Source organism: Streptomyces sp. NPDC021562 (genome assembly GCF_040640875.1).
Classification (GTDB): domain Bacteria; phylum Actinomycetota; class Actinomycetes; order Streptomycetales; family Streptomycetaceae; genus Streptomyces.
Map to the genome: position 1 here is coordinate 230459 of NZ_JBFACN010000010.1, position 12449 is coordinate 242907.

Below are 12449 nucleotides of genomic sequence, written 5' to 3' on the forward strand. Positions count from 1 at the left end.
TCCGCCGACTGCAACACCGCAGCAACCGTCTGGAACATCTAAGAAGGAGCGCCTGACATGGCCGCCACTCAGGAAGAGATCGTCGAAGGTCTCGCCGAGATCGTGAACGAGATCGCCGGCATCCCGGTTGAGGACGTCCAGCTGGACAAGTCCTTCACCGACGACCTGGACGTCGACTCGCTGTCCATGGTCGAGGTCGTCGTCGCCGCCGAAGAGCGCTTCGACGTCAAGATCCCGGACGAGGACGTCAAGAACCTCAAGACCGTCGGCGACGCGACCGACTACATCCTCAAGCACCAGGCCTGAGCATCCCGCCCGGGACTCGGGCGCCTGACCTGAGTCCCGCCCGGGTCCCCGGCCGCCAGGCCACGCCACCCGGCGGTGGCGCCGTCGAATCCCGTATCCGTTGGAGAAAGAATTCCCGATGAGCCCGACCAATCGCACCGTGGTCGTCACCGGTATCGGCGCAACCACACCGCTGGGTGGCGACGCAGCTTCGTTCTGGGAGGCCCTGGTCGCCGGCAAGTCCGGCGTCAGCCTCCTGGAGCAGGACTGGGCGGCCGAGCTGCCCGTCCGTATCGCGGCGCAGATCGCCGTCGAACCGGGTGAGATCCTGCCGCGTCCGCAGGCCCGCAAGCTGGACCGGTCCGCGCAGTTCGCGCTGATCGCCGCTCAGCAGGCCTGGACGGACGCCGGTTTCACCGCCAAGGCCGGTGAGGACCAGTCCGCCAACCCCGACCGGGTCGGCGCGGTCATCGCCTCCGGCATCGGTGGGGTGACCACCCTGCTGGACCAGTACGACGTGCTCAAGGAGAAGGGCGTACGCCGGGTCTCCCCGCACACCGTGCCGATGCTGATGCCCAACTCGCCGGCCGCGAACGTCGGTATCGAGCTGGGCGCGCGGGCCGGCGTCCACACCCCCGTGTCGGCGTGCGCCTCCGGCGCCGAGGCCATCGGGTACGCCATCGAGATGATCCGCACCGGCCGTGCGGACGTGGTGGTGGCCGGTGGTACCGAGGCCGCCATCCACCCGCTGCCCATCGTCGCCTTCGGCAACATGATGGCGATGTCCAAGAACAACGACGACCCCGAGGGGGCGTCGCGTCCCTACGACTCCGGCCGGGACGGCTTCGTGCTCGGTGAGGGCGCGGGCGTGATCGTCCTGGAGTCCGAGGAGCACGCGAAGGCGCGCGGGGCGCGGATCTACGTCGAAGCGGTCGGCCAGGGCATCTCGGCCGACGCGCACCACATCACGCAGCCGGAGCCGTCCGGCAACGGGATCGCGCAGGCGCTGCAGAACCTGCTCGACAACACGGATCTGAAGCCGGCCGAGATCGTGCACGTCAACGCGCACGCGACGTCGACGCCGCAGGGTGACGTCGCCGAGATCAAGGCGCTGCGCAAGGTGTTCGGCGACGACGTCGACCACATGGCGATCTCCGCGACCAAGTCGATGACCGGGCACCTGCTGGGCGGCGCCGGCGGTATCGAGACCGTCGCGTCGATCCTGGCGCTGGTGAACCGGACGGCTCCGCCGACCATCAACCTCGACGACCTCGACCCCGAGGTCAACGCGGACGTGGTGCGCGGTGAGGCCCGGGAGCTGCCCGCGGGGCGGATCGCCGTGCTGAACGACTCGTTCGGGTTCGGGGGCCACAACGTGGTCCTCGCGTTCCGGACCGTGTGAGAAGAGCTGCACTGAGGCGTGTGGCCCGGACTCCGCTGGACGGAGTCCGGGCCACAGTGCGTTTCGTTGTCGGCTACGGGCCGGTGGGGGCTGTTCGCGCAGTTCCCCGCGCCCCTGAAGGGGCGCGGGAGCGCTAGACCACCTGGTGGAGCCATCTCACCGGTGCGCCCTCGCCCGCGTAGCGGAAGGGCTCCAGTTCGTCGTCCCAGGGCTTCCCGAGCAGCTTGGCGATCTCGGCCTCCAGAGCCGTCTCGCCGCGCTGGGAGCGGGTCAGGGCGGCCCGCAGACGGTCCTCCGGGATGAGGATGTCGCCGTGGATGCCGGTGACCGCGTGGAAGATGCCCAGGTCGGGGGTGCAGCTGTAGCGCTCGCCCTCGGCCTTCGCGCAGGGTTCCGCGGTGACCTCGAAGCGCAGCAGGTGCCAGCCGCGCAGCGCGGACGCCAGTTTGGAGGCCGTGCCGACCTCGCCCTGCCAGGAGAACTCGGAGCGCCAGGTCCCGGGGGCGGCGGGCTGCCGGATCCAGTCGAGGTTGACGCGCGTGCCGAGCACCCCGGCGACGGCCCACTCGACGTGCGGGCACAGCGCGCGCGGCGCGGAGTGCACGTACAGAACTCCACGTGTCGTCACCGGAACCTCCGGGCAGAGCGGGACATCTTGCTGGCTGGCTGGCGGCAGTGGCACGACGGCCGCTTGATGGCGAGGCTACCGTGCGGCGGGGCAAGGAGTGTGACGTACCGTCGGTCCCACAGCCAGGAAACCCCCGCCATTCACCCATGGGGACGCTTGTACGGGGGTGGTCCGTTGCAGGGCGCGGGCGGGAACTCCCCTGCGTTGTTATGAAGGGGGACGAACCAGGCGACGGAGAGGACCAGCGGGGTATGCGCAAGCAGCGGCGTCGGCGTTCGCGCGCTCTGGTGGGGATCGTCGCCGCCGGTACCGCGCTGGGGGTCGCCGGGTGTGATGTCGTCGGCGGTTCCTCCGGCTCGCCGGACGGCGGGCGGACACGGGCGCGGGCCGTGCAGGTGTGGAACCGCAGCCCGGCGTCGATCGCGGCCGTCGGGGACTCCATCACGCGTGGCTTCGACGCGTGCACGGTGCTCTCGGACTGCCCGGAGGTGTCCTGGGCGACCGGCACCAGCGAGCAGGTGGACAGTCTGGCGGTCCGGCTGCTGGGGCGGGCCAGGGCGGTCGACCGGAGCTGGAACTACGCGCAGACCGGCGCCCGGATGGCCGACCTGTCCGGACAGCTGGCCGACGCGGTGGTGCGCCGCCCGGAGTTGGTGACGGTGATGGTGGGGTCCAACGACGCCTGCCGTTCGTCGGTGCGGGCGATGACGTCGGTGGCGAAGTTCCGCAGCCAGTTCGAGGAGGCGCTGGGCACCCTGCGCAAGGCGCTGCCGAAGACGCAGGTGTACGTGGCGAGCGTGCCGAACCTGAAGCGGCTGTGGTCCGAGGGGCGGACCAACCCGCTGGGCAAGCAGATCTGGAAGCTGGGCATCTGCCCGTCGATGCTGGGCGACGCGGACGACCTGACCAGCGCGGCGACCCTGCGCAGGGACCGGGTGCAGCAGCGGGTCGAGGACTACAACAAGGTGCTGGCGGAGGTCTGCGCCAAGGACCGGCGGTGCCGGTTCGACGGCGGGGCGGTGTACCAGTACCGCTTCGGGACGGAGCAGTTGAGTCACTGGGACTGGTTCCATCCGAGCACCGACGGCCAGTCGAAGCTCGCCGCGATCGCCTACCGGACCGTCACCGCCGAGGACCCGGTGGACTAGACCCTTGGCTTATGGTTTCCGCATGAGCGAACTTTTCGGCACACTTTCGGACGGCACCGAGGTCCATCGCTGGACGCTGGAGCGCGCCGGTACGCGGGTGCGGATCCTGTCGTACGGCGGGATCGTGCAGTCGGTCGAGGTTCCGGACCGGGACGGGCGGACGGCGGACGTGGTGCTGGGGTTCGCCGATCTCGACGGGTACGTGGAGAATCCCGGCCCGTACCTGGGCGCCCTGGTGGGCCGTTACGCCAACCGGATCGCGCACGCGCGTTTCCCGCTGGACGGCGTGACCTACGCCCTGGAGCCGAACAACGCCCCCAACTCGCTGCACGGCGGCAGCGGCGGCTTCGACAAGCGGGTGTGGGACGTGACGGCCGTCGAGCACGGGGTACGGCTGAGCCGGGTGAGCCCGCACGGCGAGGAGGGCTTCCCGGGGCGGCTGGAGGTCTCCGTGACGTACACGCTGGACGCCGCGGGCGCGCTGCACATCTCCTACGAGGCGGTCACCGACGCGCCGACCGTCGTGAACCTCACCAACCACAGCTACTTCAACCTGGCGGGCGCCGGGAACGCGACCGGCCAGGAACTGCGCATCGCCGCCTCGCGCTACACGCCCGTCGACGGCGACCTGATCCCGACCGGGGTCCTGGCGGACGTCTCGGGCTCCCGTTTCGACTTCCGGACGGCCCGCAAGGTGGGCTCCGGGTACGACCACAACCTCGTCCTCGACAAGGGCGTCACGGACTCCCCGGTGGAGGTGGCCGAGCTGCACGACGCGGGCTCCGGCCGCACCCTCACCGTGGCGACCACCGAACCGGGCGTCCAGCTGTACACGGCCGAGCACCTGACGGCCCCGTTCGCCCCCGGTGACGGCGTGGCCCTGGAGACGCAGCACTTCCCGGACTCCCCGAACCACCCGGAGTTCCCCAGCACCCGCCTGGACCCGGGCGGGGTGTACCGCTCGGAGACGGTGTACGGCTTCGGCGTACGGGACTGACACCGCGGGGCGCCCCGCACGCAAGCCCCGGTCCAGGGGTCAGGTCCCGGACCGGGGCTGCTCAGGGGGGACTTGTCCCGGATCACACCCTAGCCGCGCCGGTGAAACGGCGACCGCCGATCGAGCGCCCCCGGAAGATCCCGTACGAACCCTTCACAAACCGGCCCCGACCACCGCCACGACCGTGACGCGGCCGGGGCCCGGGACGGGGGTCTCAGGGGCTGACGGGTTCGTCGTCGGGGGTGTCCTGTCGTGTCGTCTCCTCGCCCAGGAGGTCGCGGGCGAGGAGGGTGGCGCCCGCGACCGCTCCGGGCATCAGGAACACCGCGACGAACGGGACCAGGAAGGCGAGGCCCAGCGGGGTGCCGAAGCCCCACACCAGGGTCTTGCGGGAGCGCAGCAGGGCGAGCCGGGCGCGCAGGTCGACGCCCCGGCGCTGGAGGGCGACGGCGGTGAGTTCCTCGGTGAGGAAGAAGCCGGTCACGAAGAAGCCGACGACGGGTACGGCGGTCTGCCCGACGACGGGGAGGAAGCCCAGGGCGAACAGGAGCAGGCCCCACAGCCCGGCGCGGAGCAGGATGCGCAGGCTGTCCCGGGCCGAGATCCACAGTTCGCGCCAGAACGGCAGCCCGGACTCGGGCGCGGTGCCGTCGGGCGAGACGTCCGCGTCGACCTTCTCGGAGAGGTTCTCGTAGAACGGCTGGCCGACCAGCAGGGTCACGGCGGTGAAGGTGAGGACGGCGCCGAGCAGGCCCAGGGCGAACAGCACGGCGGTGAGGAAGCCGCGGAACAGGCCGCGCCAGGGGCTGGACCAGGCGTCGGCGAACGGGGTCGACCAGGCGACCAGGTCCGCTCCCCATATCGCCAGCGCGACCAGCGCGGCCGCGTACAGGACGAGCGTGATCAGGCCGGGCAGCAGTCCGAAGCCGTACTGCCTGCCGTGCCGGCCCACCCACCGCTGGCCCTTGAGGAGATATCCGAAGCCCACCCCGAGATCACGCATGGCGAAAACTTTACCGGGGTCGCGAACGGCCCGGTGGGGGCTGTGGACGCGGACCGCGGGCCGGCCGGGGCGGCGGTGCGGCGGGCCGCCTTGCCGCTGTTGAGTCGAACGGGTAGGTCTCGCCGTACCGACCTACGGAACCACACAGGTGGCGGCTCGGTTGAGGAGAGCGGATGACGCAGGAGATCACCGTCCAGGGCACGGTCGCGGAGGGCTTCGAGGCGGTACGCGAGGAGTTCGCCGCGTTCGTCGCCGAGGGACCGGCCGACTACGAGGGACAGCTGTGCGCGTACGTCCACGGCCGGCGGGTCGTCGACCTGTGGGCCGGTGCGGGGGCCGACGGGGACACCCTGTACGGGGTGTTCTCGTCCACGAAGGGTGCGGCGCACCTCGTCGTGGCGATGCTGGTGCAGGACGGCACGCTGGAGCTCGACCGCAAAGTCACCTACTACTGGCCGGAGTTCGGCGCGGAGGGCAAGGGCTCGCTGACGCTGCGGGAGCTGGTCGCGCACCGGGCCGGTCTGGTCGGCACGGACGCCGGTTTCAGCGCTCAGGACCTCGCGGACGACCGGGCGATGGCCGAACGCCTCGCCGACCAGCGGCCCTTCTGGCGCCCCGGCACCGCCTTCGGGTACCACGCCCTCGTCATCGGGGCGCTCACCGGCGAGGTCGTGCGGCGCGCGACGGGCCGCACCCTCCAGGACGTGTACGAGGAGCGGGTCCGGGCGCCGTACGGGCTCGACTTCTTCCTGGGGCTGCCGGCCGCGCACGAGCCGCGTTTCCGCACCACCCAGCCGATGCGTCCCACGCCCGCGGAGCAGGCACTGCTCGACTCGGTCCCGTCCGGCCCGCACACGCTGGCCGCGATCGCGTTCAACGAGCACACCGCCGAGCCGACCGACCTGGGGTCCCTGCCCAACGACCCGCGGGTGCGCGCGAAGGGCCCGGCGTCGTTCGGCGGGGTGGCGTCGGCGCGCGGCCTGGCCGGGATGTACGCGGCGCTGCTCAGCGAGATCGACGGCAAGGCCCCGCTGCTGAAGGAGGACACGGTGGCGGAGTTCGGCCAGTTCCACTCCGTGGGGTACGACCTGGTGGCCCGCGCCCACAAGTCGTACGGCCTCGGCTTCCAGGCGACGGCGGACGTCTGGCACCCCTTCCTGGGCGCCGGCACGATCGGCCACAGCGGGGCGGCGGGCTCCCAGGCGTTCGCGGACCCGAGGAGCGGCATCGCCTACGGCTACACGAGGCGACGGTTCGCGTTCCCGGGCGGTGCGGCCCCGGAGAACGGCCGGCTGGCCCTGGCCGTGCACAGGGCGGCACTCGCCCGGTAGCCCGCGCGCGGCGGTCGGCGCCCCCGTCACGGGGGCGCCGGACGGGTGTTCAGAGCTTGACGATCATCTTGCCGGTGTTGTCGCCGCGCAGCACCCCGAGGAACGCCTCCAGGTTGTTCTCGATGCCCTCGACGACCGTCTCGCGGTACTTCAGCTGCCCGGACGCCACCCACGGGCCGACCTCGGCGACGAACTGCGGCTGCAGGTCGTAGTGGTCGCCGACCAGGAAGCCCTGGATGCGGCCGCGGGTCTGGATGAGGCGGGCGAGGTTCTTCGGGCCGGGGACGGGCTCGGTGCTGTTGTAGACGGAGATCATGCCGCAGACGGCGATGCGGCCGTCCCGGTTCAGCTGTCCGATCGCCGCCTCCAGGTGGTCGCCGCCGACGTTGTCGAAGTAGACGTCGACACCGTCCGGGGCGGCGGCCCGCAGCTGCTCGGCGACCGGGCCGTTCTTGTAGTTGAAGGCCGCGTCGAAGCCGTACTCCTCGACGAGCAGCTTCACCTTCTCGTCGGAGCCCGCCGAGCCGATCACCCGCGAGGCGCCCTTGAGCTTGGCGATCTGCCCGACCTGGCTGCCGACCGCACCGGCCGCGCCGGACACGAAGACGGAGTCGCCCTCCTTGAAGGAGGCGGTGCGCAGCAGGCCCGCGTAGGCGGTGAGGCCGGTCATGCCGAGGACACCGAGGTACGTCGACAGGGGCGCGGCCTCGGCGTCGACCTTGACCGCGTTCTTCGCGTCCACGACGGCGTACTCGCGCCAGCCGAAGAAGTGCAGGACGTGGTCGCCGGCCGCGATGCCCTCGGCGTTGGACTCCAGGACCTCGCCGACCGCGCCGCCCTGCATGACCTTGCCCAGCTCGAAGGGGGCGACGTAGGACTTGGCCGAACTCATCCTGCCGCGCATGTACGGGTCGACGGAGACGTACTTGTTCCGTACCAGCACCTGTCCCTCACCCGGCGCCGGGACCTCGGCCTCGACCAGGGCGAAGTCCTCGGGCTTCGGCCAGCCGACGGGACGGCTGAGCAGGTGCCACTCGCGGTTGATCATGACGGTGCGCCTTTCCTCTTACTGCTTCCGGTTACTGCTTCCGAGAATACTTCAGTACCTGAAACAACCATGCTCCTGAATATTTCAGCATGTCAAGTAACGGGGTACCCTCGGAGCATGTCGTCCTCACAGTCCAGCCCCACGCCTACCCCCCGTCCGGACGCCCTCACGCTCGAGGTCGTCGAGCTGATCGGGGACGTCGTGGCCCGCTTCTACGCGGACTACGAGGAGGCGGCGGGCGAGCACGCGCTCACCGGGGCGCAGGCGCGGCTGCTCAGCCTGCTGTCACTGGAGCCGCTGCCGATGCGGAAGCTGGCGCAGAAACTGAAGTGCGAGCCGTCGAACGTCACGGGGATCGTGGACCGGCTGGAGGCGCGCGGGCTGGTGGAGCGGCGGCCCGATCCGGCGGACCGCCGGGTGAAGCTGGCCGCGGCGACGGACGAGGGCCGGCGGGTCGCCCGTGACCTGCGGGAGGGGCTGCGCTTCGCGCGCGAGCCGCTGGCGGGGCTCTCGGACGCGGAGCGGCTGTCCCTGCGGGACCTGCTGCGCCGCATGCTGGAGGACTGACCGCGGCCCGGGGACCGGCGCCCGGTGGCGCCGGCCCCCGTCGGAGGGTCAGGCGAACTGGCCGGGCCGGTAGTCTCCCGCCGGCTGCTGCAAAATGACGTTCAGCCGGTTGTAGGCGTTGATCAGGGCGATCATCCCCACCAGGGCGAGGAGTTCCTCTTCGGTGTAGTGCTTGGCCGCGTTCTCCCACACCTCGTCGGGCACACCGCCCGCCGCGTCGGCGATCCGCGTGCCCTGCTCCGCCAGTTCCAGGGCGGCGCGCTCGGCCTCGGTGAAGACGGTCGCCTCGCGCCAGGCGCCGACCATGTGGAGGCGCTGCTGGGTCTCGCCGGCCGCGGCCGCGTCCTTGGTGTGCATGTCGAGGCAGAAGCCGCAGCCGTTGATCTGGCTGGCACGGATCTTGACCAGTTCCAGGGTGGCGGCGGGGATCGACGTCCCCTCGACGGCCTTGCCCGCCCCGTTGAAGGCCTTGATGAGCTTGTTGGCGACGGGGCTGGCGAAGGGGTTCAGGCGGGCTTCCATGGGGGCTCCCTGCGGTGTCGTCGGTGGCGCTTCAGTTGGTTGCACACCTATGACGGAGCGGGGGCGGCGCGTGTGACACGTTTGCTGAATTTGCTTTGGTGGCGGGTCGGGTGCGGGCCGGTGGGGGCCGAGCGCGCAGTTCCCCGCGCCCCTGGGGGAGCACCACTCACGGCGGCCGAAAGCGGCCACCCCTCACGTGCACCACCAAAGGAAGCGGTTGCAGTGGTCCGTCGGGGACGGGTCGGGGGACGGGGCCGGTGCCGTCGGGGTGGCCGTCGGGGGCGAGTCCGGCGTGGCGGTCGCCGTCGCCGTCGGCCTGCCGCCGGCCGGGCCCGTGGTCGCCGACTGGGCGGCGGGGTCCTTCGGGGACGCCGACGGGGAGCCGGAGGCCTCGCTCTTCGACGCGGAGGGGGACGGGGAGGCCGAGGGGTCGGGCGAGGCGGACCGCGACGCGTCCGGCGCGCCCGACGCGTCGGCCGCACCCCCCGCGGGCCGGGCCGTCGTACCGGGGGACGACGTGGCCGTACCGCCGTCGGCCGTCTCGCCGCCCGCCGAGGCCGAGCCGGGGCTGGTGAAGGGTATGGCGTCGGTGCCCAGTTCGGCGAGGCTCAGGGCACCGGCCGCGAGGACGCAGGCCGCGCTCACGAGCAGGATCCTGCGCCGCCGTCTTCGATGGGCCGCGGCCTTGCGGTCGCGGCGGCTCCCGTCGGCCTCGGAGGGACCCGTGGGGGCGTTGCCGGCGGGGCTCGCGGAAGGCCCGGCGGGATGCTCGGCGGCCCGGCCGCGCCCTCGGCCGCGGGTGGCGCGGCGCCGGTCCGCCCGGCCGCCCGGCCGGAGTTCGCCGGGGCCGTCGGCCCCGTCCCCCTCGTCGTCGCCGGCGTCCGGTCCGACGGCGGGGTGGCCGGGGGCCGGGGGGCCGTCAGGTGCCGCGCCGGTGGACTCCACCCCCTCGTACGGCATTTCGACGCTCCCGGACGCCTGGCGGGTTTCGACCGGGGCGCCGCACCCGGGGCAGGCGAGGGCGCCGTTGAGGTGCCGTCGGCACGGGTGGCAGTAGTCCATGACGCGGGAAGACTAAGTTCCCCGCGGGTCTCATCACCAGCCGCCACTGTGAAGGTTCTGTGGGAGACCGAAAGAACTATCGAAAGCCGTGCCGAAACCGTTACCTGTTCGACCCATTGACACTGCCCTCACCCCGTCCTTACTGTCACGCCAGCATTTCGAACGCGTGACGAAATCTCGAACAGCTGAGGGGCAACTGCCGTGCGCATCACCGGAATCAGCACACACGTGGTCGGGACGCCCTGGCGCAACCTGACCTACGTCCAGGTGCACACCGACGAGGGGATCACCGGAGTCGGCGAGACCCGGATGCTCGGTCACACCGACGCGCTGATCGGCTACCTCCGGGAGGCCGAGGCCAACCACATTCTCGGTTCCGACCCGTTCGCGTTGGAAGACCTCGTACGCCGGATGAAGTACGGCGACTACGGCCGGGCGGGCGAAATCGTCATGTCCGGGATCGCCGTGATCGAGATGGCCTGCTGGGACATCAAGGGCAAGGCGCTGGGCGTGCCGGTGTGGCAGCTGCTCGGCGGCAAGGTGACCGACAAGGTCAAGGCGTACGCCAACGGGTGGTACACGACCGAGCGGACGCCGGAGGCGTACCACAAGGCGGCCCAGGGGGTGATGGAACGCGGCTACAAGGCGCTCAAGATCGACCCCTTCGGCACCGGGCACTTCGAACTGGACCACGAGCAGACGCTGTACTCCGTGTCGCTGATCGAGGCGGTGCGGGACGCCATCGGCCCGGACGCCGAACTGATGCTGGAGATGCACGGCCGCTTCTCCCCCGCCACCGCCGTCCGGCTGGCCAAGGAGCTGGCCCCCTTCAAGCCGGCCTGGCTGGAGGAGCCGTGCCCGCCGGAGAACCTGAAGGCGCTGGAGAAGGTCGCCGCCAAGGTCGACGTGCCGGTCGCCACCGGTGAGCGCATTCACGACCGCATCGAGTTCCGCGAGCTCTTCGAGAGCCAGGCCGTCGACATCATCCAGCCGGACGTCGGCCACATCGGCGGCATCTGGGAGACGCGCAAGCTCGCCGCCACCGCCGAGACGCACTACGTCCTGGTCGCCCCGCACAACGTCGGCGGCTCCGTGCTCACCGCCGCCTCCCTCCAGGTCGGGTTCAGCTCCCCGAACTTCAAGATCCTGGAGCACTTCAACGACTTCGCGGACGCCGAGATCAAGAAGGTCGTCAGGGGCGCGCCCGAGGTGGTCGACGGGTACTTCCACCTGTCCGACGCGCCGGGTCTCGGGGTCGAGTTCGACGCCGACGCGGCCGCCGAGTTCCCGCAGCAGCAGGCCCGCTTCGACCTGTGGGCGGACGGCTGGGAGCAGCGCAGGCCGAAGGGCACCAAGTGAGCGCGAGCCAGGTCGTCATCGAGGCGCCGGGCGCGCACCGGGTCGAGGAACACACGCCCCGCGAGCCCGGTCCCGGTGAGGCGCTGGTCACGGTGCACGCGGTCGGCATCTGCGGGAGCGACCGCGAGGTGTACCAGGGGAACCGGCCCGAGGGGTACGTCCGCTACCCGCTGACGCCGGGTCACGAGTGGTCCGGGACGGTGAGTTCGGTGGGCGCCGGAGTGCCCACCGGGCTGGTCGGCCGCAAGGTCGTCGGCGAGGGCTTCCGGAACTGCCAGGTGTGCGACCGCTGCCATGCCGGCGAGACCACCCTGTGCAGCTACGGCTACGAGGAGACCGGCTTCACCCAGCCGGGCGCCATGGCCGCCACCCTCACCCTGCCGGCCCGGCTGCTGCACCCCCTGCCGGACGACGCCGACCTCACCGCCGCCGCGCTCCTGGAGCCCGCCGCCTGCATCGCGGCCGCCGCCCTGAAGGGCGACGCCCGGCCGGGCGAGCGGGTCGCGGTGGTCGGCACCGGGACGCTGGGCATGTTCGCCGTGCAGTTCCTGCGCGCGGTCTCGCCGGGCGAGCTGCTGGTCGTCGGCACCCGCGGCGACCGGGAGGCGCTGTCCCGGCAGTTCGGGGCCACCGACTTCCGCACCAAGGGCCAGGAACTGCCCGACGACTTCGACGTGGTCATCGAGACCGCCGGGTCCGCGTCCGCCGCGCGCACCGCCGCCTCTCTGCTCAGGCGCGGCGGACGCCTGGTGCTGACCGGTATCCCGGCCCCGGGCGCCGACGGCCTGGACCCCACCGATCTCGTCGTACGGCAGCTGGAGGTGCACACCGTCTTCGGGGCCCCGCCGGACGCCTGGGCGCACACGGTACGGGTCTTCGCAGCCGGTCTCCTCGACCCGTTGCCGCTGGTCACGCACGAGCTGCCGCTGACCGAGTTCCCGCAGGCCATCGAGCTGATGGGGGCCGGTGATCCCAAGGTGGGCAAGGTGCTGCTCCGCCCCTGAGTCGTACGCCGGTCGCGGCGCGCCCTGATCTCGCCGGGGCCGGCGTACCACCACACCCTTTTCACACCCCGAGCCGCGAACCTTGTCCGATAT

At 71.6% G+C, this 12449-nt stretch carries 13 protein-coding genes; 8 read left to right on the plus strand and 5 right to left on the minus strand.

Annotated features, from left to right (window positions below; translation table 11 throughout):
• Positions 1 to 57 precede the first annotated feature (57 nt).
• Together AB0G52_RS18085 and fabF are read left to right on the plus strand one after the other, a co-directional pair.
• Positions 58 to 306, plus strand: coding sequence for an acyl carrier protein (locus AB0G52_RS18085; RefSeq protein ID WP_046425089.1), 249 nt, complete (start codon positions 58 to 60; stop codon positions 304 to 306).
• Between the two features lie 118 nt (positions 307 to 424).
• Complete coding sequence (gene fabF / locus AB0G52_RS18090; RefSeq protein ID WP_361337229.1) at positions 425 to 1687, plus strand: beta-ketoacyl-ACP synthase II; 1263 nt, start codon at positions 425 to 427, stop codon at positions 1685 to 1687.
• Positions 1688 to 1820: 133 nt separating this feature from the next.
• Here the strand turns inward: fabF and AB0G52_RS18095 are convergent, their stop codons facing one another.
• The gene (locus AB0G52_RS18095) at positions 1821 to 2315 is read right to left on the minus strand and encodes a DUF3145 domain-containing protein (RefSeq protein WP_093503479.1); all 495 of its coding nucleotides are present in this window, start codon (positions 2313 to 2315) and stop codon (positions 1821 to 1823) included.
• A gap of 251 nt (positions 2316 to 2566) precedes the next feature.
• Here AB0G52_RS18095 and AB0G52_RS18100 point away from each other — a divergent pair, with 251 nt between their 5' ends.
• Positions 2567 to 3463 carry an SGNH/GDSL hydrolase family protein gene (locus AB0G52_RS18100; RefSeq protein WP_361337230.1) on the plus strand — a complete coding sequence of 299 codons (897 nt, stop codon included), beginning with the start codon at positions 2567 to 2569 and terminating at the stop codon, positions 3461 to 3463.
• A 22-nt stretch (positions 3464 to 3485) separates the two neighbouring features.
• Positions 3486 to 4460, plus strand: a complete 975-nt coding sequence (locus AB0G52_RS18105) for an aldose epimerase family protein (protein WP_132886589.1) — start codon at positions 3486 to 3488, stop codon at positions 4458 to 4460.
• 214 nt (positions 4461 to 4674) lie between these two features.
• On the opposite strand, the gene AB0G52_RS18110 is transcribed toward AB0G52_RS18105, so the two are convergent.
• Entirely contained in the window at positions 4675 to 5463 is a 789-nt protein-coding gene (locus AB0G52_RS18110; RefSeq protein ID WP_361337231.1) for an EI24 domain-containing protein, read from the minus strand.
• Between the two features lie 173 nt (positions 5464 to 5636).
• Between AB0G52_RS18110 and AB0G52_RS18115 the strand changes: the two genes are divergently transcribed.
• Entirely contained in the window at positions 5637 to 6794 is a 1158-nt protein-coding gene (locus tag AB0G52_RS18115; RefSeq protein WP_132886591.1) for a serine hydrolase domain-containing protein, read from the plus strand.
• A gap of 49 nt (positions 6795 to 6843) precedes the next feature.
• Here AB0G52_RS18115 and AB0G52_RS18120 read toward each other — a convergent pair whose 3' ends face one another.
• On the minus strand, positions 6844 to 7842 hold the full coding sequence (locus AB0G52_RS18120) for an NADP-dependent oxidoreductase (protein WP_361337232.1): 999 nt from the start codon (positions 7840 to 7842) through the stop codon (positions 6844 to 6846).
• 117 nt (positions 7843 to 7959) lie between these two features.
• Between AB0G52_RS18120 and AB0G52_RS18125 the strand changes: the two genes are divergently transcribed.
• Positions 7960 to 8409: a MarR family transcriptional regulator gene (locus AB0G52_RS18125; RefSeq protein WP_132886593.1), complete on the plus strand. Its 450-nt coding sequence runs from the start codon at positions 7960 to 7962 to the stop codon at positions 8407 to 8409.
• 48 nt (positions 8410 to 8457) lie between these two features.
• Here AB0G52_RS18125 and AB0G52_RS18130 read toward each other — a convergent pair whose 3' ends face one another.
• Entirely contained in the window at positions 8458 to 8931 is a 474-nt protein-coding gene (locus AB0G52_RS18130) for a carboxymuconolactone decarboxylase family protein (RefSeq protein WP_132886594.1), read from the minus strand.
• 192 nt (positions 8932 to 9123) lie between these two features.
• Complete coding sequence (locus tag AB0G52_RS18135; protein ID WP_361337233.1) at positions 9124 to 9891, minus strand: hypothetical protein; 768 nt, start codon at positions 9889 to 9891, stop codon at positions 9124 to 9126.
• A 303-nt stretch (positions 9892 to 10194) separates the two neighbouring features.
• On the opposite strand from AB0G52_RS18135, the gene AB0G52_RS18140 reads away from it, so the two are divergent.
• Together AB0G52_RS18140 and AB0G52_RS18145 are read left to right on the plus strand one after the other, a co-directional pair.
• Positions 10195 to 11352: a mandelate racemase/muconate lactonizing enzyme family protein gene (locus AB0G52_RS18140; protein WP_132886596.1), complete on the plus strand. Its 1158-nt coding sequence runs from the start codon at positions 10195 to 10197 to the stop codon at positions 11350 to 11352.
• Positions 11349 to 12356 (plus strand): alcohol dehydrogenase catalytic domain-containing protein, encoded by a 1008-nt coding sequence (locus AB0G52_RS18145; RefSeq protein ID WP_132886597.1) that lies wholly within the window; start codon positions 11349 to 11351, stop codon positions 12354 to 12356. Before AB0G52_RS18140 ends, AB0G52_RS18145 begins: the two co-directional genes overlap by 4 nt.
• The last annotated feature ends 93 nt before the right edge of the window (positions 12357 to 12449 follow it).

What these genes read in the sequence shown, in the direction of transcription:
- AB0G52_RS18085 (WP_046425089.1), top strand. Translation starts at nt 58, where the DNA reads ATGGCCGCCACTCAGGAAGAGATCGTCGAAGGTCTCGCCGAGATCGTG.
- AB0G52_RS18100 (WP_361337230.1), top strand. Translation starts at nt 2,567, where the DNA reads ATGCGCAAGCAGCGGCGTCGGCGTTCGCGCGCTCTGGTGGGGATCGTC.
- AB0G52_RS18105 (WP_132886589.1), top strand. Translation starts at nt 3,486, where the DNA reads ATGAGCGAACTTTTCGGCACACTTTCGGACGGCACCGAGGTCCATCGC.
- AB0G52_RS18130 (WP_132886594.1), bottom strand. Translation starts at nt 8,931, where the DNA reads ATGGAAGCCCGCCTGAACCCCTTCGCCAGCCCCGTCGCCAACAAGCTC.
- AB0G52_RS18110 (WP_361337231.1), bottom strand. Translation starts at nt 5,463, where the DNA reads ATGCGTGATCTCGGGGTGGGCTTCGGATATCTCCTCAAGGGCCAGCGG.
- AB0G52_RS18120 (WP_361337232.1), bottom strand. Translation starts at nt 7,842, where the DNA reads ATGATCAACCGCGAGTGGCACCTGCTCAGCCGTCCCGTCGGCTGGCCG.
- fabF (WP_361337229.1), top strand. Translation starts at nt 425, where the DNA reads ATGAGCCCGACCAATCGCACCGTGGTCGTCACCGGTATCGGCGCAACC.
- AB0G52_RS18115 (WP_132886591.1), top strand. Translation starts at nt 5,637, where the DNA reads ATGACGCAGGAGATCACCGTCCAGGGCACGGTCGCGGAGGGCTTCGAG.
- AB0G52_RS18135 (WP_361337233.1), bottom strand. Translation starts at nt 9,891, where the DNA reads ATGCCGTACGAGGGGGTGGAGTCCACCGGCGCGGCACCTGACGGCCCC.
- AB0G52_RS18125 (WP_132886593.1), top strand. Translation starts at nt 7,960, where the DNA reads ATGTCGTCCTCACAGTCCAGCCCCACGCCTACCCCCCGTCCGGACGCC.